Origin of the sequence: Hathewaya histolytica, from assembly GCF_901482605.1 — a bacterium.
GTDB classification, from domain to species: domain Bacteria; phylum Bacillota; class Clostridia; order Clostridiales; family Clostridiaceae; genus Hathewaya; species Hathewaya histolytica.
Map to the genome: position 1 here is coordinate 462,657 of NZ_LR590481.1, position 20,576 is coordinate 483,232.

The window sequence follows — 20,576 nt, forward strand, 5'->3', positions numbered from 1 at the left end:
TTTTACACAGTGAGGGGGAGAAAGCATGAAGACAATTGGTATATTAACAAGTGGTGGTGATGCCCCAGGCATGAATGCTGCAATTAGGGCTGTAGTTAGAACAGCTTTATCAAAAGGTATAAGAGTTATGGGAATAAATAGAGGATACAGTGGACTTATAAATGGTGAGATTTTTGAGATGAAAAGACATACGGTATCTGATATTGTCCATAAGGGCGGAACTATATTAAAAACTGCAAGATGCGAAGAGTTTAGAACAGATGAAGGAAGAAGAAAAGCAGCTAAGGTCTTAGAGGTTTTTGGTATAGATGGGTTGGTAGTTATAGGCGGTGATGGTTCTTTCCGTGGAGCTCAACTTTTATCTAAACTTGGTGCATCTACTATAGGCATACCAGGAACTATAGATAATGACCTTGCATACACAAACTATACCATAGGTTTTGATACAGCATTAAATACAGTTTTAGATGCTATAAATAAATTAAGAGATACATCTTCATCTCATCAAAGAGTAAGTATTCTTGAAGTTATGGGAAGAAATTGTGGAGATATAGCCCTTTATGCAGGTATAGGTGGTGGAGCTGAAAAAGTTATTATTCCAGAAAAAGGTTATGATATAAACGAATTATGTAAAAAAATATTACAAGGAAAATTAAACGGTAAAATACACAACTTAATAATACTTGCAGAAGGTGTAGGAGGAGCTGAAATTCTTGCAAAACAGGTAGAAGGTATAACAGGAATAGAAACACGCTCTACAACACTTGGACATATACAAAGAGGTGGAAGCCCTTCAGCATTTGATAGAATACTTGCATCAACTATGGGGGCTAAGTCTGTAGAACTATTATTAGAAGGAAAGTCTTCTAGGGTAGTTGGAGTTAGGGACGGAAAAATTGTAGATATGGATATAGATGAAGCCCTTTCTATAGAGAGCAAATTCGATGAAAAACTATATGAGTTATCAGATATACTATCCTATTAAATTTGAACATTAGATAAAGAATATATTAACTCACAATAAATTTATATTTAAGGAGTGCCTGAATATGAAAAAAACAAAAATAATTTGTACTATAGGTCCTGCTAGTAATAATAAGGATTCTATAAAAAGTCTAATTGAAGCAGGTATGAATGCATCAAGACATAATTTTTCTCATGGAACTCATGAAACTCATAAAGCTGATATGGATAAAGTGAAAGAAGTTAGAAAAGAACTGAATAGATCCATAGCAATTATGCTAGATACTAAGGGTCCAGAAATTAGAACAGGGGACTTCAATAAAGACAAAGTAGAGTTAAAAGAAGGTAATAAGTTTACAATATATTGTAGAGAAGAAATCATAGGTGACGATACAAAGTGTTATATAACTTATGATAATTTATGTGAAGATGTTAATATAGGAGATTCTATATTAATAGATGATGGATTAGTAGGGCTTAAAGTAGAAAATATAGATGATAATAAAATTCATTGTGTGGTTACTAACAGTGGATTTGTAAGCAATCATAAAGGTATAAATGTACCTGGAGTTTCTGTAAAACTACCATCTCTAACTGAAAAAGATATTAGTGACTTAAAGTTCGGAGTAGAACAAGATATAGATATAGTGGCAGCCTCATTTATAAGAACAGCAGAAGATGTATTAAATATAAGGGAAACTCTTACTAGATTTGGAGGAGAAGATATTCTTATATTTTCAAAAATAGAAAATAGAGAAGGCGTAGAAAATATAGATAAAATAATTAAATTCTCTGACGGTATAATGGTTGCAAGAGGTGACCTTGGAGTAGAGATACCAACAGAAGAAGTACCTTTAGTACAAAAAATGATTATAGAAAAATGTAACTTAGCAGGTAAACCTGTAATTACTGCAACACAAATGCTAGATTCTATGATGAGAAATCCAAGACCTACAAGAGCAGAATCATCTGATGTAGCTAATGCTATCTTTGATGGAACAGATGCTATTATGTTAAGTGGAGAAACAGCAGGTGGAAAATATCCTCTAGAAGCAGTTAAAACCATGGCGAGAATAGCAGAAAAAGCAGAAAGTAGTCTGTGCTATGAAAAATCATTAAATAAAGATGCAAGTAACAAAACTATAACAGTACCTGATGCTATAGGACTTGCAACTTGTACCACAGCAAAGGCTTTAAGTGCAGCAGCTATTATAACTGCAACTCAAAGTGGACATTCAGCGAGAATAGTTTCTAAATATAGACCAGATTGTACAATAATCGCAGTAACACCTTATGAAAGTGTAGCAAGAAAACTAGCTTTAAACTGGGGAGTATATGTACTATGCTCAGAAAAAGTGGAAACTACAGACGAATTAATAGAAAAATCTGCGGAAAAATCCTTTGAAGAAGGGTTTGTTAAAAAGGGTGACTTAGTAGTTATAGCAGCAGGTGTTCCAGTTAACTATGTAGGAAGTACTAATATGCTTAAAGTTCATATTATTGGAGATACATTAGTTAAAGGAAAAGGTAAAGGTAGAAAAATAGGTTACGGAACAGCAAAAGTTACAAATAGCTATTCAGAAGCATTAGATAATATAGAGCATGGAGATATTCTAATAGTAAAAGAGATAGATAAAGAATATAGAGATATTATTTCTAAAGTTAACGGAATTATAGTAGAAGGGGATGCAGATATAAGTATAATTACAAAATGTGTCTCAGAAGATATTCCTATAATTTATAATGCAGAAGATGCTATAAATATAATAAAAACTGGAACTTTTATAACTATTGATCCATGTCGTGGAGTAGCTTATTCAGGAAAAGCAAACATAAAATAAAGAATTAACAAAAATACAACTAAAATTTAACATAAAATTAACAAAAAACGTTATGTATTTTAACCTATATAATATAAAATAATATAGTAATGGATATAATATAGATATTATAGGATAAAAAAGAAAAATAATGGCAACTGATTTTATTTGCACCTTCGGGTGCTCTTTTTTTGTATAGGAATAAAACTGCTTAGGCACACTATTATAAAAGAGCTTAAAAAGGAAGTGTGTAAAAAATGAGAGTGAATTTAAGTTGTAGTGCAACAAATTGTGTTCATAATGAAATGGGTTTATGCTCTGCAAACGATATTATAATAGTGGGAGAAAAAGCAAATAAAACAGATGAGACTAGTTGCGGAACTTTTAGTAGGGGAGATATTAAAAATGCTATTAATTCTATGGGAAATATAAATATTCCTGGTACTATAAAACAAGCTATGAATAACTCGGAAATAGAAATGACACCAAACGTGAAATGTGAAGTAGAGACTTGCAAATATAATATAAATAATATGTGTACTGCCCCAGCTATAATAGTAAATGGAAATGAGCATGGAGATATTGAAGAAACTAAATGTGACACTTTTATTAGATAGAATTTATATGCCTTTTGTGCCTTATAGGTAAATAAGTGCTTCAAAAGGCTATTTTAGTTGTAAAAACTGTTGAAATTGTTATAATTGAATTAATATAATCTTTTTATGTGCATGTTTAGAACTTAGTGGTTAATTATTAAGTTTTTATCCATAAAGAAGTTAATAATTAGCTACTAAGTAAAAGACCGTTTTTAATAAAATTAATTAATATATGTTATTATGGTATATAGTTCTTAGAATTTTTATAGATAATAGTATTATAGAGATTATATTTAATAGATATACATTTAATTAAGGGTACAAACCTTGAATAAGAAAGATTATAAATATTAAAAAGTATAGGAAGGAATTTTTGAATGAAGGATATAACGCCAGTAGTTAAAAATAAGGAGTATGAATTAGACATAGAAAGCATGGGTTTTCAAGGTGAAGGGGTAGCAAAAATAGATAATTTTACTGTTTTTGTTCCAGATGCTATATTGGGAGAAAAGGTAAGAATAAAAATATTAAAGGTAGAAAAGAAGTTTGCATTTGGTAAATTGTTACAAATAATAAAAAGTTCTCCTTCAAGAAAAGTTCCTAAGTGTGGAATTTATGAACGTTGTGGAGGGTGTAATATTCAACATATGTCTTATGAAGGACAACTTGAATATAAGAAAAATAGAGTTATGGATACAATAACTCGCATAGGAAAAGTAAATGGAGTAATAATTCATCATACAATAGGTATGGAAGAACCTTATTCATATAGAAATAAAGTTCAGTTACCAGTAGGGAAAAGTAGTAATCCAAACAACCCAGTATCTATAGGGTTTTATGCACAAAGAAGCCATAATATCATAGATATGAACATATGTCATATACAAGATGAAGTAGCTGACATGGTTATTAAACTTACAAGAAGATGGATGAAAAAATATAATATAGAACCTTATAATGAAGAGGAAGATACAGGACTTGTAAAACACATAATGGTAAGAAAGGGTTTCACAACAGGAGAAGTAATGGTAGTTCTAGTAACTAAAGAAACAGAACTTCCAAATAGCGAGGAATTTACAAAAACTATATTACAAAACATTGAAGGGGTAAAAAGTGTAGTTCAAAACATAAACCCTAAAAAGACCAATGTAATTTTAGGTAGGAAAAACAAAACCCTATGGGGTAGTTCATATATAACTGATTATATAGGAGAATTTAAATTTAATATATCACCACTATCATTCTTCCAAATAAACCCTGTGCAAACAGAGAAGTTATATGATAAGGCCCTAGAATATGCAGCTCTTACAGGTGAAGAAACAGTATTTGATGCGTATTGTGGAACAGGAACTATATCATTATTCCTTTCTAAAAAAGCTAAAAAAGTCTATGGTGTAGAAATAGTAGAAGACGCTATAAAAGATGCTATAAAAAATGCTAAGCAAAACAAAGTAGAAAATGTAGAATTCCTAGTTGGGGAATCAGAAAAAGAGATACCAGCACTTATAGAAAAAGGTATAAAACCTGATGTGGTATTAGTAGACCCTCCAAGAAAGGGATGTCACATAGACTTGCTTAAGGCAATAGTAAAAGCATCTCCAAAGAGAATAGTATACGTATCTTGTGATCCAGCTACCCTAGCAAGGGACCTAGGAGAACTGCAAAAAATGGGCTATAAAACGATTGAAATACAACCAGTAGATATGTTCCCACAAACAGCTCATATTGAGAGTGTTGCTTTAGTAGAGAGAAGTTAATCTAACAAAAGACTAATACTAATTAAATAAAATTGAAACAGTGTAGAATTTATAATAGGATTAAGAAAGAAATTTCTTAGTCCTTTTTTAATTTCTGAGACTAAAATCTGATAAGAAGTTAAAGAATATTTAGAAGGTCATTGTATTAATGAAAGATTTGATATTTTATAAGTATATGCAAACTTTAGTTGACAACAAGAAAGTGGTGGTTGGTTGTATTGAAATCAATAATCTTATATTATAATCATGGAGGTGAATGAAATGGATTTTCCTGAAAGATTAAGAATGCTGAGAAAAGAAAAAGAACTTTCACAAGAGAAGTTAGCAGAAAAACTTGGTATATCTAGACAAGCTATATCAAAATGGGAATCAGGGCAATCATATCCGTATAGCCGGTATGGCTATAGGATTCATTACTAATTCTACCATTGGATCCTTTGTTAGTTTTTGGGGGTTTGGAATAAATTATGTTATTAAAGGAATTAGAGAGGGAAAAAGATAAATATTGATGATGAATATGCTTAAAAATCTGACACCAGTTGAATACTGATGTCAGATGCAAGGGGAATAAGCTTTAATTTATACAAATTTTAAATTATTTTTTTTATGATCTTCTTTAACTACAATAAAAATACTTGTGACAAATATAATTAGAATCCATAGTATACATAACCCTATTGACATAAATGTATTAGAATTTGTTATGGTAATAGTTTCTTTAAAATTTAAAGATTTAGAACCTATTTTAAGAAAAGAACTAATAAAATGTTCTGTAAAACTATTGTTATCAATTATAGTTAAAAAACCTTTTACAAATGGTATTGGTATTACATTGATAATTGCCGCTAAAAAATAAAACAATATCATTGCTATAGTTGTAGTAGAAGATTTCTTAAAAAGTAGTGATAATAAAAATCCAACACAAATGCAATATATCATATTTAATATGATGTGTATTGATACTATGATTAAACTATATATTTCAAATTTAAAAATAATATTATATATAGATATAGTAGCTATAAGAAGAATAATAATACTAATAGAATAAACGAAAAATTTTGAAATAAAAACTTTTAATAGACTTATACCATTTTGACTATAGAATACTATAGTATTTTTTTCAAAATTACTTGCTATTGAATAACCTATAATTGGTGCAAAAGCAAAACAAAAAAATTGAGAAAATGATGAGTATAAATGCATTAATCTTATATTGTTAGAATTATTTATACCTGTTAATGAAATTTCTAATACAGTATTTGTAAGCAAAATTAATATTATTGATATGAAAGAAAAAATAAGCTTTCTTCCCTTAAAAAATCTTAAAAATTCAAATTTAATCATAACAATCTCCTTTACATAACATTTAAAAATTCTTCTTTTAAGTTATCTATTGTATTAATATCTCTTTCTATAAACTTTTTAGATGTTCTATCAATAAACATATACCTTCCTTTCAATTCAAGAATTTCTGTAAAATTATGAGTAGTATAAAATATAACAACATCTTTATATTGCTTTCTAAAATTTTTAATAAATAGTAACACTTCATTTTTTGACTTATCATCTAAGGCGTTTGTAAGCTCATCAAAAATTAATATTTTTTTCTTCTTTATCATTGCTGAAAAAATTTCTAATTTTCGCTTTTGACCGCTACTTAATTTAGATACATGTTTATTTTTAATTTCTTCTATTCCGCATAAACTTTTTAATTCGTTAATATAATGGTTGTCTATATCTTTATTAATACTAATTAAAAAATTTAAAATATCCTTCACTAAAATATCATCTGGAACTCTAGCATAATCAGATACTATACCTACATCATTTCTATTAATATTTATAGAGCCATCATATTTAATCTTACCAAGTAAACATTTGAATAAAGTAGACTTCCCCGAACCATTTCCTCCAATGATATGGATTAAGTCACCTTTGAATATATTAAACGAAATATAATTTAATATAAGTTTATCATTAAATTTTACTGTTATATTTTTTAATTGAATCATAGTTATCTCCTTTATGTATAAATACTTTTAATAATTGAGGTTAAAAATAGTTGATTTTTAACTTTTTTAGTGATGGTATTAAATTGTAACTTATTATATTATTTTGAACTTATTTATCAATGTTACCATTTATATTATTAATTGTAAATGTGGAGCATGGTAAACTAATTAAAAAGCAAGTGGGTATCAACTTAAATTTTTATAAATACTTACTTATATAGAAATTTAATATTAATATATATAGTTGAGATTATTAGGAAAAAAATATATAATTTATAGTATGTTATACATTTTAGGTAATAACTTATATGGGGGAATTATGATTAAGATAGGAATTTGTGATGATGATAAAGTTATACTAAATTATGAGTATGGTAAAGTAAAACATATTACAGATAAACTGAGAAAGGATGTATATATCAAAAAGTTTCATCATGGGAATGATATTATATGTGAAGGTATCAATGAAGCTAATGATTTTGATATTTTGTTTTTAGATATAGATATGCCAGGGCTTAATGGTTTTGAAATAGCTGAAGGTATAAGAAAGTTTAATGATAATTTAATTATAATATTTTTAACTTCAATGGAGGAGTTAGTTTATGGATCTTTTAAATATAATCCTTTTAGATTTATAAGAAAGCAGAACTTAGATGACGAACTTACAGAAGTATTACGTTCAGCGATTAAAGTAATTGAGAGTAGAACATTACATCAATATATTTTTAAGACTGAAGGGGGATATGTAAAGTTTTCTCTTGATGATATTTTATATGTTAAATGCATAAATAGAAAAGTATATATAAAGACTAAGGCGAGACAGTTTGCGTTAATAGGTGTTAAGTTTAAGGACGTAGTAGTTAAATATTTTTTGGACAAGGATTTTGTTATGGTACATAGAAGTTGTGTAGTTAATATTAAATATTTTTTTTCTATAGATAAAGAGGATATAACCTTAGATAATGGAGAAAAGCTACAAATGAGTAGGTATAAAGTAAATGATGTTAAGAAGGCATTTATGATGTATGCAGGAGAAACAATATGATTACTAGTCTTTCCCCATACGTTATTGAATATTTATTTAGCTCATTTGAAAGTGCCTTATTTTTTAATTTTCTAACCAGTACATTAAAGAAAAGAGAAAGAGTTAATTCATTTATTTATATAGGCTCTATTGTATTATTTTCTGTGATTATGTTATGCCTGAGCAAAATTGTTTTTTTATTTAATATTAAACTGATTATTATTGCATTAACTTCACTATGCTTTACTATATTGTTATATAAGGGAAGTTTGAAAAATAAGATATTATTTACAATAATGTTCTTTGTAATTTTAGTTTTGTGTGATGTGGTTTTAGCTAATGCATTATGTTCAGTCATGGGTGTTAATGCAAGAAAAATGATTTTTAAGAATGTTTTATTTAAGGTATCTTTATTTTGCATTTCTAAATTCAAGTTATTTATTATATTAAAAATAATATCTAGGTTTATTAATAAAAACAATCTAGATATTCCACCTAAGTATTGTTATATAAGTATGAGTATACTTAGCACATCTCTAGCAATTCTAATGGTAATTGATAAAATAAGTACATTATCATCTTATTATGAACCTATTTATTTTGTTGTATTATCTATTGGAATTTTAATTATTAATGCCTTTGCACACTATATATTTTTAAAGTTAATAAAGTATCATGAAAAGGAAATACTATACAATACTATTCAAATTAAAAATGAAACAATGGAAAAATACTATAAGGAAAAAGAGAAAAATTATCAGGAAACTCGTAAGTTAAGGCATGATTTTAAAAATCATATTTTATGTATATCTTCTTTATTAGAAAATAATAATGTGGATGAAGCACAAAAGTATATAAAAAGTATAAATAAATCTATTTCACCCTGTAGCAGTGTAATAAAAAGTGGTAACAATATTGCAGATGCAGTTTTAAATCAAAAACTAGGAGAAGCTAAACATCATAATATTGACATGGAAGTCAGTGCAGTTGTACCTAAAGAAATTAGAATTGAATCTATAGACTTATGTGCAATACTTAGCAATACCATAGATAATGCTATAGAAGCTTCTATGAACATTTATGATGAAGTTAAAAGAAAAATAAATGTTAAAATTAATCCGTATAAAAATTATTTGCATATATCAGTTTCTAATCAAGTATGCACCGATCCATTAATCCATATAAAAAAGTTTAGAAGTACTAAAAAGGATAGTGAAAATCATGGTTTAGGGACTAAGATAATTCAAAACATAGTGGAAATATATAATGGATTTATTGAATATAAATGTGAAAATACAATATTTACAGTAAAAATATTGGTACTGTTAAAAGAATAAATTACTATTGGGTACAAAAAACATACCATTGGGTAGAAAATCAACAAAAATATATTTTAATATGATATGCTCTTATTAAGGTAAAATGAACAGATTATTACATATTAACCTTATAAGGGCATAAATTTTTGCTTAAAAGTTATAGAAAATAACATAAAAATATATAAAAGTTTATAAGAGGGAGAATAAAAGGTGGGATATAAAAAGTATTTAGTTAAACAACATGATATGACTGATTGTGCAGCAGCATGCTTAGCAACAGTCTGCATGTACTATAAAAAAGAAATAAGTATAACGAAATTAAGAGATGTATTGGGGACAGATATTAAAGGAACAACTTTAAAAGGATTAGAGGATGGAGCTAATAGATTAGGATTTGATACTAGAGCTATTAGGGTTGATAAAAAAGGTTTCAAAAGTAAATATACACTTCCAGCTATAGCTCATGTAATTACTGAAGAGGGACTTAGCCATTTTGTAGTTATACATAAGATAAAAAAAGACAAGGTTATTATATTGGATCCTGCAAAAGGAGTAGAAAAAAAAGAGATAGATGAGTTTTTTGAAAATTTCGATGGAATACTCCTTTTAATGATTCCCAATAATGAATTTTCACCAGGTAAAAATAAAAATGGAGGTATGTTGTATAAATTCATAAGTTTACTTCTACCTCAAAAAGCATTATTTATTTATAGTATTATTGCATCTGTAATACTGACTACTTTAGGAATAGCATCATCTTTTTTCAATAAAATACTCATGGATGAAATACTACCCTATGGGTTAAAAAACCAACTTAAGATATTTGTTATAGGTTTTTTAATTTTAGGTATTACTCAAATTATATTATCAGCAATAAGGCAATATATGCTTTTATATTTATCTCAAAAGATAGATATACCATTGTTACTTGGATATTTTAAACATGTTTATAAGTTACCTATGCAGTTTTTTACTACTAGGAAAGTTGGGGATATATTAACAAGGTTTAATGATGCTTTTACTATTAAAAATGTTCTAACATCTATATCTTTATCATTAATAATAGATGTTATATTAGCTACAGTTTCTGCAGTTATCTTGTACATAATGAACAGTACGTTATTTATAGTTATTTTAATAATTACAGTTATAAGTGCTGCCTTAATATACATATTTAAAGAACCTTATAAAAAGATTAATTTAAAACAAATGGAAGCTGGTGCAAGGTTAAATAGTCATATTATAGAAAGCTTAAAGGGTGTAGAAACTATAAAAGTTTTAGCAGCAGAAGATAAAAGCATAGAGAAGCTTGAGGTTCAATACATAAAAAATCTAAAAATAGCTTTTAAAGAAGGGGTATTATCAAATATTCAAGGATCTATTTCATCGGGAGTATCTGCAATAGGAAATCTTATTATGATGTATATTGGTGCAACCTTGGTTATAGATGGAAAAATTACATTAGGTAGCCTCATGGCTTTCACATCACTATCTGACTATTTTATGGAGCCAATAGGAAGATTAATTAGTCTACAGCTTAGCATACAGGAAGCTAGTATATCGTTAAAGAGAATTTCTGAGATATATGAAGTTGAAAAGGAACAAATAGAAGAGGACAAAATAAAATTAGAAAGCGTAGATGGAGATATAGAACTTGAAAATGTTACTTTTAGGTATGGTAGTAGAGCACCAGTCTTGAAAGATGTAAGTATAAAAATCCCTAAAGGCAAAAAGGTAGCTTTAGTTGGGGAATCTGGTAGCGGGAAAACAACTATATCTAAGTTATTATTGAAATATTACAACCCAGAGGAGGGAAAAATAAAAATTTCTAGTTATGATATAGAAGAATTAGATATTTATTCATTGAGAAAATCTATAGCTTATGTACCTCAAAATATTGAACTTTTTTCTGGTTCAATTAGAGAAAACATACTTCTAGGTAAGGAAAGGGCTAGCTATGAAGATATAAAAAATGCTTGTGAAAATGCAAACTGCCACTCCTTTATAGAAAAACTTCCAGGAAAATATGATACTTTCTTAGATGAGGCTGGGGGTGGGTTATCAGGAGGAGAGAGGCAAAGGCTTGCTCTTGCAAGAGCGCTTATAAAAAAATCAAAATTTTTAATTCTTGATGAAGCTACTAGTAACTTAGATTTTATTAGTGAGGCAAGAATTTATGATACTTTGTTTGTTAAAGGAAAGGACCTAACAATGCTTATAATAGCACATAGGTTATCTACTATAAGAAATTGTGACCTTATATATGTAATGGATAGCGGAAAGGTAGTAGAGGTAGGGGATCATGAAACACTTTTAAAGGAAAAAGGTTACTATTATAAGTTATATGTAAGCCAAGTAGGAGAATTAGAACATAAGAATATTGAAGAATCAGATGGAAATGAAGATAGTTATAAAATGAATATTGAAAATGAAAATTCCATGGTGGGAAAGTTACAGGAGGGTGAAGAATATGAATACAATTGAAAAAATAACTGTAAGAGAAAATAAGGTTTTAAAATTAAAAAATGTTCTTATTAGAGAAATTGAGGAAGAGGAATTTAATACTATAGATAAGGTAGCCTATATGATGGATAGTTATGTTAAGTCTAAAGGAAACTCAACAGTAGGACCAATGATAAATTATTCTTCAACATCTGTAGATGAAAATGGACAAGTTAAAATAATATTAAAACTTATGATTCAACTTAAAGGTCCTATATATAATGTTGAAAGGCCTTATAAATTAAAAAATGAAATTAGAGTTACTAACTGTCTATTTGCAAGATTTTGTGAAAAGGAAGAAAATCTTCAGTTTGCATATTCAAAACTTCAATTATATGCTTTTGAAAAAGATATAAAGTTGAAAGGAGATAGTTATACAGTATTTGTTGATAATAAAGATAATAGGATGACAGCTGATGTGTTTATGCAAGTTGATCAGGGAGGCTTAGAGAGTGAAGGTCTATAGTTTAAATGAAATAACTGATAGTAAACTACTATATGATAAAAAACCTCCCAGGTTTATGAATTATATAATACTAGTTGTACTAATACTAATTATTTGTTTTATTGTATGGAGTGCAAAGTCAGTGAAGACTTTTGTAGTTAAAGGACAAGGTGTTATAAGTACTGAGAAAAAAAGTAACATAATGGCTAAGGTATCTGGGGAGATTAAAGAATCCTACATAGAGGAAGGTAAGGAGGTTAAAGAAGGAGATTTACTTTTAGTATTTAATTCTCCAGAACCTAAATATCAACTGCAGCAAATAGATGGACAGATTAAAATTTTAGATAAAAAAATTAAGCTTTTAAAAAGAGCAGAAAAAGAAGCAACAAAAGGAAAGAACACTTTTAATAAAAAGGACTCAGATGAAGTGGAGTTTTACAATAAACTTGTAAATAGTTATGTGAGATTAGAAGAATACAAGGTAGACGAAGAAGCACTAAAAAAACAGGAATATACAGATGAGCAAATACAGAAGTATAAGGAGCAGGCAAAAAATAAAAAAGATCAATTATATTATGATACTATAATTTCTTTCACTAATGATAGAAAACAATTAGAAATGGAAAAAAGCAGGTTAGAAACACAAAAAGTATCTATTACAAAGTCTACTGAAGAGTATAAGTTATGTGCATCTAGCAGTGGCAAGGTTCATTTAAATACACCTATTAAAAAAGGAATAGTACTTCACGGTGGAGCCTTAATTGGAACCATAGCAACTACTGACAAGGATATTATAGTAGAAACACTTATACCAAGTACAGATCGACCTAGAATACATAAAAATGATGATGTATCACTTGCAGTAGGGGGATTAAACCAAGCAGAATATGGAACTTTAAAAGGCAAAGTTATATCTATAGATGAAGATGCAACTATAGATACTGAAAAAGGAAATATATTCTTCAAAGTTAAAGTAAAACCTGAAAGAAACTATCTAAAGGATAAAAAGGGAGAAAAAATAAAATTAACACTAGGAATGGTAACAGAAACAAGAGTAAAGTATGAAAAGATAACATATATGAAATATTTTATAGAACAAATAGGAATTAAATTTGATTAATAAGTAATTAGAAGTGGCTGCAGACACTTTTAATATATATATAATTTAAAATGGAAGGGGAATAAAATATGAGTACACTAGCATTAAACAGAAGTTATGAATTACAAATGCCAAGTAGTTTTGTAGATGTTGACAGGGATGAAATGGAGTATGTTGATGGAGGATTTTATATTTCTAATCAAACTTTAAAGGGAGTATTAATATCAGCTGGAGTAAATCCTGTTGGAGCTACTTTAATAGGCTTAGGTGCTTGGAAGTTAGCAGGACTAATAACTGCTAAATCAGCTGCTGTAGGTGCAAAATTAGGAGCTTTTGGAGGACCATTTACAGCAGCAATAGGATCTTTAGTTTCAGCAGCAATAGGTGGTGGTGCAGCGCTTACAATTGCTAATGCTGTGATTCAAGGTAAGGGTATAAATGTTGGACTTATGAGAACAAAAAGTGGTGTGCCTTATTGGGTAGATATAAGTATACAATAATTTTATAAGATATAACTTACGCCATCTTACATTAGTTGATGGCGTAGTATTTCTGTATAAACTATAATTTCATCAGATAATTAATAAAACCTAAAATATATTAATAGAAATTATAATTGGTGAATATTTGTAGTAATTTTTATCATTACAATAAAGATTATGTATTTATATAATTAAACATATATTTTGAATTCATAAGAATATAATAAGTTGAGAGGGATGAGGATGGAAAAAATTGTACTAAGGTTGATTTTTCTAAATATAGTTTACTATTTAAATAATTTTTTATATGTATTTATTGATAAACAGTTTGGAATAGATGGTTTTCTTGTTTTTTGGGCGTTTTCACCATATATTTTAATTATATTATCAGGTCTATTACTTGAAAACCTTCATTTAAAAACATTAAAAAAAGTAAGAAAAATAGTAGTAATAGATTTAGTTTTAAGAGTAGTATCAGTGTTTATAAATTATTATTCTACATCTTTTAAATTTAAAAATATAAATTTTATTAGTTTAATATTAGTAGAAATAATCATAATGCTTATAAATATATTTTTAGAATTTAAAATATATAGACATGTTAAATATAGTAGTAAGAATGAAGAGGAAGAGTATACGCCACTTTCTAATGAAGAATCAAAAGACATTATTCAAAAATATTATATTGATGATAATTTTGATTACAGTAATTCAAATATAGAGGATAGAAAAGAAATAGATAAGCTTTTCAGACTGATAAAACTTGTAGGGTATTCAACTGTTATGGTTTATTCATTTCCCATTATAATTTCATTAGGTCTTAGAATATTAGGGGAAAGGTATAGGTTAGCAGTTTTATTTATAGTAGTTATTATTTTCTTTATAAATCTCTATTTAAATTATATAAAGTTAACCTTATATTATATTGATGAAAAGATGTGTAAAAAGATATATATTAGAGACAATGTTTCGGTAATTATAGGTATTTTAATATTATTTATATATGATGGTATTATTAATATAAATACTGGTGGATACAATATTTTCATATATATTATATCTTGTGTATTTTTTGCAGTTCCTATCCTTACTAACAAAAAGATATCTATTAAGTTCCATAAAATAAATAAGGATATTATTAAAAATAAAAAGAACTAATTTAGATAGTAAGTCAATAAAAATATATTTTAATATAATAGAATGAAAAAATTAAAGAATTAGGTATAAATATATTTACGAAGAATGGGGAAGTCATGTGGAATATTTAACTCTTCAAACAGGACATCTTTTAACAATAATAATACCATTGCAGCTTATTATTAATAGAATTATAGGTTATATTAAGGTATTTCATAGCAAGAAAGTAGAAAAGATTTTTAAAATAATAGACGTTATTTTTGCAATAATAGCTACTTTAATATTTTATAAATTACATTATGGAGAATATTTTTGTGGAATATGATTTTTAAGTTTATTAATGTCACCATGGTTCTATGGATTTATATCTAAAATTTCGTCAAAAGACTCGTATAAAGAAATTTCGGAAATAGATTTTATATTTTTTATTTTGAATGTTATTGGGGGTACTATATTAATTATTATTCCTTGCACAAGAACTTTTCATTACATAGGTGGAGGATATAATTTTAAAGTAGATATTGTTTCTAAATACTTATTTTTAATATTTGGGCTTTGTATTATTTTTCTTAATAAATATATTTCTAATAAAGTCTATAATTATTTTCACAAAAATAGTTTATAGAGATATATGGTAAATCATGATTTAAAGAATTAAAGATATATTACCATTCAGTAGAAAAAACATGCTATTCAGTTAAATATAAACACAGGATATTTTTGATATGTTATGCTTTTAGTAAAGAAGTGTGTACAAATTAATACAGACTTTTTTAGAGCATAACATTTTTTATTGGGCTCTAATTGAATAGTTACTTTTAAATCAGGGGGAAAAGTATGAAAGAAAATGAGTTAAAGATAGTTTTGGTTTTGAATTGTATAACTGTAATACTGTATAGTTTAGCTCTAAGCCTGCATTTTTAAATACAAGGGGTAACTACATATTCACCAGTTGTTTGATTATTGGACAGTTATTTATAATTTTTGCAGTATTACGTAATAAAAATTAAGATATTTATTTTATTATTTATTAAATAAATGAAAAACTGGAGGACATTTTGCGGATAACTATGATTTTTGTCTTATTTATTTTAGTGACTTTGGGAATGTATATTTCAACAGTAAAAATAGAAAATGTTCTTAAGGATGCAAAAGAAGTTTCTTGTGATTCAACAGCGTATCATGAATTATTTTCGTTTTTTAGCCAGTATAATAAAAATCACAATAAGAATAGTATTCTTATTGAAGAACGAAAGATTTTTCAATATAGAATGCGAGATAATTCTATTGGGATTAAAACTCTTGAGAGTAAAACAGCATCTGATATAATACCTAGTTTGCATGAAGCAGGTCATTATATATCTATTAATAGAAGTAAGAGGTATAAGAGAGTATATAAGATATATGTTAATCTTGTAGCCTTAAATAGATTGTTGATTATACCACTTATTTTAATGGTGTTAATTGTAAAACTTACTAATATTGGAGAAGGTAATTTGATAGAAATCCAACATTATTATCTTCCTACTTTATTAATTATATTTAGCATCATATCTTTATTTAAGTTGACTATAGGAATGAAAGAGGAGTATTCTGCAAGTGAAAAGGCTTACAGGTATATTACTATAAAAGGAAATGGTACATTAAATCTATTAGCGAAGAATATCTATATATTTTCCTTTTTACAGCAATTATTTATGTCTTTAACGTGTATTATGGGGATATTCTTATTTTGGATGTTTACATAGGAATTGATAAAGTCATTAGTAGAAAAATTTACTGTTGAGGGGATACAATGATAAAAGAAATATTATCTTTTGAATGGATAACTAAAAAATCAAAAAAAATATAATTCAATTTTATTTACTTAATCTAATAATTGTATAATTAATACGATACATAGAAAAATTATCTAGAAAAAATATATTTATAAAGATTATATATATCTTATCTCTAATAATTTTTTTTCTTATTACATTTAAAATGCATATTAGTATAGTAAGTAAAATTATGGTAGAGTTAATACAAAAACAAAAAACTATATTTAACTTATATTCCAATAGAAATATTATACTACTTACATTAATGGGTTTAGTAAACTTAATAGTATATGAATATATATTAAAATTTATAAGAAAAAACTTATATTTAATAATGGAAACTATTGAGGATAACTCATATTTTAAAAGCAACTTATGGGATAAGATGTTAGGGGTAAAGAGTAAAAATATATATACTAAAATATTAATTAAAGATATATGTTCCTTTATGAGAAAAAAAGGTTTAGATTTTTACATGGTATTGATAATGCAATTAGGTATATTTTGCTTTTATTGTGTTACTATTTTAAAAGATAGACCTAGCGGAACAATTGAGAAATTAGAATCCATAGCTATAATATATCTAATATGTTCATTTTTAAATTTTATATTAGTTAAAGTATCAATTTTCTCTAATATGAAAGAAATATTGATTGAGAAAGATTACAATCTTTTAAAGAAATTTAATATAAAAGCGGATAAATTCAAAATACTTATAGAAAAATCTAATTTTATATTTGTAATATCATTAATATCTACAATTATAATGATAGTTGTAAATATATTATTGGATATTAGTTTTGTAGGGTTATTTCAGAATTTCATACTTACACTTCTTTTATTATCATGGATTAGATATTGTAGCTTAATAGCTGTATATAGTAGAAATTTTGGAATTAATTCTATTAAAGCTTCATTTTTTATATTAATAGTATTTTTAAATATAAAGATCATATTTAATATATTTGAATTTAATAATAATTTTATATCTAAATATTTCATTATAGTTTTGCTAAATATTTTAGCATATTATATTGAGTTTTTATCAATTAAGTTTTTTTGTAAGAAGTATAGCCGTAATTAGTATTAAAAATATTTCTTTTTCATATATGGATATCAATGAAGAAAATGATATTATTAAATATCTAGGTAATGTAGTTTTTTATAATGGAAAAGCTTAGTATAATTTATTTAAATAATTTTTTGATATATATTTAAAGGAAAATAAAAAAGTTACACGTAAAGGATACACTAGCAAAAGAAGCTGGTGTATTTTTTATGTTTAAAATTCTTTTTAGGTTATTAAAAATAAATATTAAAAAAATAATAAGAAATCTTTAAAGAATCTTTAAAATTAGAAAGTACTATATAAACAGAAACAGATAGGGGGCTTTGGAAATGAGTAAATTAATTTTAGAAACTAGAGATTTAACTAAAACGTTCAAAGGATTTAATGCAGTAAATAATGTAAATTTAAAAATTCAAGAAGAATCTGTTTATGGATTACTTGGACCTAATGGAGCAGGTAAATCAACAACATTAAAAATGCTTACAGGACTGTTAAAAAAGACATCAGGAGAAATTTTATTTAATGGACATGAGTGGACTAGAAATGATCTTAATGATATTGGAGCATTAATAGAACATCCTGCTTTATATGAAAATTTAACTGCTAGAGAAAATTTAAAGATATATACTACTTATCTAGGATTAGAAGAAAAAAGGATAGATGAAGTTTTAAATATAGTGAATCTTGTTAATACTGGTAAGAAAAAAGTAGGGCAATTTTCTATGGGGATGAAACAAAGATTAGGAATTGCAATTGCTTTAATTAATTCACCTAAATTATTAATTTTAGATGAACCTACTAATGGATTAGATCCTATAGGAGTAAAGGAGCTTAGAGATTTAATTAAGAGTTTCCCAAAAGAAGGGATTACTGTAATTGTATCTAGCCACATATTATCAGAAATTGAATTGATCTGTGATCACATAGGAATTATTAACAATGGAGTTTTAGGTTATGAAGGAAAGATTAATAAAGAGGAAAATTTAGAACAACTCTTTATGAAAGTAGTACAGGAAACAAGGAGAGGATAATCGTGAAAGAATATATTATTTCTGAAAATATAAAGTTAAAAGGTACTTTTACTAAGAAGATAATTTTTATTGCACCATTATTAACAGGGGTTATGGCCACACTTTTTGGTGGACCTTTAAATATGCAAAATATGGTTTTCTATTGGTGGTATAGTTTCTTTTTACCAGGAGTTATAGCTATTTCGGCGTCACTTATGGATAAGAATGAGAAAAAAGCAGGTAATTATAATGGATTATATTTACTTCCTATAAATTTGAAAAAAGCGTGGGTAGGAAAGAATATAGTTTTAGGTATGTATTTATTATTAACACAAGTTATTATATTTTTTATAGTATTGTTACCAAAGTTATTAGGTATAAACGGAATAGTATTTTCAATTGAAGAAATACTTTTAGGTTGTTTAATAATATGGATTGGTACTTTACCACAATTACCTATTTTATTATATATATCTAAAAAGTTTGGGTTTGCTGCTATAGTTTTTGTTAATTGTATTTTAGGGTTCTTTTTACCAGTGGTATGTGCTGAAAGATCTTTTTGGTTTTTAATACCTCATTGTTATACTGGAAGGCTAGTAAAAGAAATAATAGGGTTAGATATTAATGGTCTTTATACTCAATCTAATATACAAAATTGTATGCCTACTGTATGTAAGGGATTCTTAGCCATAGTAATAGTTACAGTTATAGGTTTATATATTACTGCTAAATTTTTTGAAAGACAGGAGGTAAAATAATATGAATAGTGTTTTAAGAGGAGTTAAAGGAAATTTTATAAAGCAAAGACATACTACAATTCCTTGGATTCATATTATAGTTCCAATTTTAGGTGCTCTAATATTTAATTTCTATTTTTATAATTATCCTACTGTTGAGAATGTAAAGAGGTTACAGTTGATAATAGAGTGTGCTACAATTATATTTCCAATTTTAATAGGTATTACAACGAGCCTTTTTCTTGGTATCGAAGAAAAGTCAGGGTATTATAGATGGATTTTAGGAATAGGTACATCAAGAACAGTTAGTTTCTGCTCCTTTATAATTTATGTTTTAATATGGGGCTGCATATCATGTTTACTTTTATGGATTGCTACTTTCATAGGTTTTACAGCTCAAGGAATTTATATAGAAGGATTAATGAATTTATTTTTAAAGGTTTCTATATTTTTTATTATAGGAAATATATTTACTTATGTTTTTCATATTGTTGTAGGAATGCGTTTTGGAATGGGAGCATCTTTAATATTAAGTGTTTTTGAAAGTGTTTTTGTGTTATTAATTGGAAACATGAATGAATTAGATAAATGGAGTTCTTGGAAGTACCTTCCACACGCTTTTACAGTAAAAATATCTCAAATTTCTTTATGGAAAAGTTTTGGAATCAATGTAAATGTAAGCTGTTTTACATCATATATTATGTTAATAATATTAAATATTATTTTGATTACTTGTTCAATAAATTGGATAAAAAGATGGGAAGGAAGAAAAAATTAATAA

Annotated in this window: 19 protein-coding genes and 1 pseudogene; 18 read left to right on the forward strand and 2 right to left on the reverse strand. The window is 26.7% G+C overall.

The window, feature by feature from the left end:
- The first annotated feature begins 25 nt into the window (after positions 1 to 25).
- From pfkA to FGL08_RS02170, 5 genes and pseudogenes are all read left to right on the forward strand, one after another.
- Positions 26 to 985 carry a 6-phosphofructokinase gene (pfkA, locus tag FGL08_RS02150; protein WP_138209246.1) on the forward strand — a complete coding sequence of 320 codons (960 nt, stop codon included), beginning with the start codon at positions 26 to 28 and terminating at the stop codon, positions 983 to 985.
- Positions 986 to 1,049: 64 nt separating this feature from the next.
- A complete protein-coding gene (gene pyk, locus FGL08_RS02155) occupies positions 1,050 to 2,804 on the forward strand; it encodes a pyruvate kinase (RefSeq protein WP_138209247.1) in 1,755 nt (584 codons plus the stop codon).
- A 236-nt stretch (positions 2,805 to 3,040) separates the two neighbouring features.
- Positions 3,041 to 3,400, forward strand: coding sequence for a DUF1540 domain-containing protein (locus FGL08_RS02160; RefSeq protein ID WP_138209248.1), 360 nt, complete (start codon positions 3,041 to 3,043; stop codon positions 3,398 to 3,400).
- A 356-nt stretch (positions 3,401 to 3,756) separates the two neighbouring features.
- Positions 3,757 to 5,136, forward strand: a complete 1,380-nt coding sequence (gene rlmD, locus FGL08_RS02165) for a 23S rRNA (uracil(1939)-C(5))-methyltransferase RlmD (protein ID WP_138209249.1) — start codon at positions 3,757 to 3,759, stop codon at positions 5,134 to 5,136.
- Positions 5,137 to 5,397: 261 nt separating this feature from the next.
- Positions 5,398 to 5,523 (forward strand): annotated as a pseudogene (locus FGL08_RS02170) (helix-turn-helix domain-containing protein); the annotation flags it as partial.
- A gap of 192 nt (positions 5,524 to 5,715) precedes the next feature.
- Here the strand turns inward: FGL08_RS02170 and FGL08_RS02175 are convergent.
- The gene (locus FGL08_RS02175; RefSeq protein WP_138209251.1) at positions 5,716 to 6,483 is read right to left on the reverse strand and encodes a hypothetical protein; all 768 of its coding nucleotides are present in this window, start codon (positions 6,481 to 6,483) and stop codon (positions 5,716 to 5,718) included.
- Positions 6,484 to 6,494: 11 nt separating this feature from the next.
- Positions 6,495 to 7,151: an ATP-binding cassette domain-containing protein gene (locus FGL08_RS02180; protein ID WP_138209252.1), complete on the reverse strand. Its 657-nt coding sequence runs from the start codon at positions 7,149 to 7,151 to the stop codon at positions 6,495 to 6,497.
- A 319-nt stretch (positions 7,152 to 7,470) separates the two neighbouring features.
- Here FGL08_RS02180 and FGL08_RS02185 point away from each other — a divergent pair, with 319 nt between their 5' ends.
- The 13 genes from FGL08_RS02185 (at position 7,471) to FGL08_RS02250 (ending at position 20,573) form a co-directional block, all read left to right on the forward strand.
- Positions 7,471 to 8,196: a LytR/AlgR family response regulator transcription factor gene (locus tag FGL08_RS02185; RefSeq protein WP_171011952.1), complete on the forward strand. Its 726-nt coding sequence runs from the start codon at positions 7,471 to 7,473 to the stop codon at positions 8,194 to 8,196.
- A gap of 248 nt (positions 8,197 to 8,444) precedes the next feature.
- On the forward strand, positions 8,445 to 9,512 hold the full coding sequence (locus FGL08_RS02190; protein WP_171011953.1) for a sensor histidine kinase: 1,068 nt from the start codon (positions 8,445 to 8,447) through the stop codon (positions 9,510 to 9,512).
- A 192-nt stretch (positions 9,513 to 9,704) separates the two neighbouring features.
- A complete protein-coding gene (locus tag FGL08_RS02200; RefSeq protein WP_138209255.1) occupies positions 9,705 to 11,978 on the forward strand; it encodes a peptidase domain-containing ABC transporter in 2,274 nt (757 codons plus the stop codon).
- Positions 11,965 to 12,462, forward strand: coding sequence for a hypothetical protein (locus FGL08_RS02205; RefSeq protein ID WP_138209256.1), 498 nt, complete (start codon positions 11,965 to 11,967; stop codon positions 12,460 to 12,462). The genes FGL08_RS02200 and FGL08_RS02205 overlap by 14 nt, the downstream gene beginning before the upstream one ends.
- Positions 12,449 to 13,561, forward strand: a complete 1,113-nt coding sequence (locus FGL08_RS02210) for an HlyD family secretion protein (RefSeq protein WP_138209257.1) — start codon at positions 12,449 to 12,451, stop codon at positions 13,559 to 13,561. The genes FGL08_RS02205 and FGL08_RS02210 overlap by 14 nt, the downstream gene beginning before the upstream one ends.
- A gap of 68 nt (positions 13,562 to 13,629) precedes the next feature.
- The gene (locus FGL08_RS02215) at positions 13,630 to 14,040 is read left to right on the forward strand and encodes a hypothetical protein (protein WP_138209258.1); all 411 of its coding nucleotides are present in this window, start codon (positions 13,630 to 13,632) and stop codon (positions 14,038 to 14,040) included.
- 225 nt (positions 14,041 to 14,265) lie between these two features.
- On the forward strand, positions 14,266 to 15,180 hold the full coding sequence (locus tag FGL08_RS02220; RefSeq protein WP_138209259.1) for a hypothetical protein: 915 nt from the start codon (positions 14,266 to 14,268) through the stop codon (positions 15,178 to 15,180).
- A 97-nt stretch (positions 15,181 to 15,277) separates the two neighbouring features.
- On the forward strand, positions 15,278 to 15,484 hold the full coding sequence (locus FGL08_RS02225; RefSeq protein ID WP_138209260.1) for a hypothetical protein: 207 nt from the start codon (positions 15,278 to 15,280) through the stop codon (positions 15,482 to 15,484).
- Positions 15,485 to 16,217: 733 nt separating this feature from the next.
- On the forward strand, positions 16,218 to 16,907 hold the full coding sequence (locus FGL08_RS02230) for a zinc metallopeptidase (RefSeq protein ID WP_138209261.1): 690 nt from the start codon (positions 16,218 to 16,220) through the stop codon (positions 16,905 to 16,907).
- 262 nt (positions 16,908 to 17,169) lie between these two features.
- On the forward strand, positions 17,170 to 18,063 hold the full coding sequence (locus FGL08_RS02235) for a hypothetical protein (protein WP_171011954.1): 894 nt from the start codon (positions 17,170 to 17,172) through the stop codon (positions 18,061 to 18,063).
- A 314-nt stretch (positions 18,064 to 18,377) separates the two neighbouring features.
- Positions 18,378 to 19,079 (forward strand): lantibiotic protection ABC transporter ATP-binding protein, encoded by a 702-nt coding sequence (locus tag FGL08_RS02240; RefSeq protein WP_138209263.1) that lies wholly within the window; start codon positions 18,378 to 18,380, stop codon positions 19,077 to 19,079.
- A 2-nt stretch (positions 19,080 to 19,081) separates the two neighbouring features.
- On the forward strand, positions 19,082 to 19,816 hold the full coding sequence (locus FGL08_RS02245) for a lantibiotic immunity ABC transporter MutE/EpiE family permease subunit (RefSeq protein ID WP_171011955.1): 735 nt from the start codon (positions 19,082 to 19,084) through the stop codon (positions 19,814 to 19,816).
- Position 19,817: 1 nt separating this feature from the next.
- The gene (locus FGL08_RS02250) at positions 19,818 to 20,573 is read left to right on the forward strand and encodes a lantibiotic immunity ABC transporter MutG family permease subunit (protein WP_138209265.1); all 756 of its coding nucleotides are present in this window, start codon (positions 19,818 to 19,820) and stop codon (positions 20,571 to 20,573) included.
- The last annotated feature ends 3 nt before the right edge of the window (positions 20,574 to 20,576 follow it).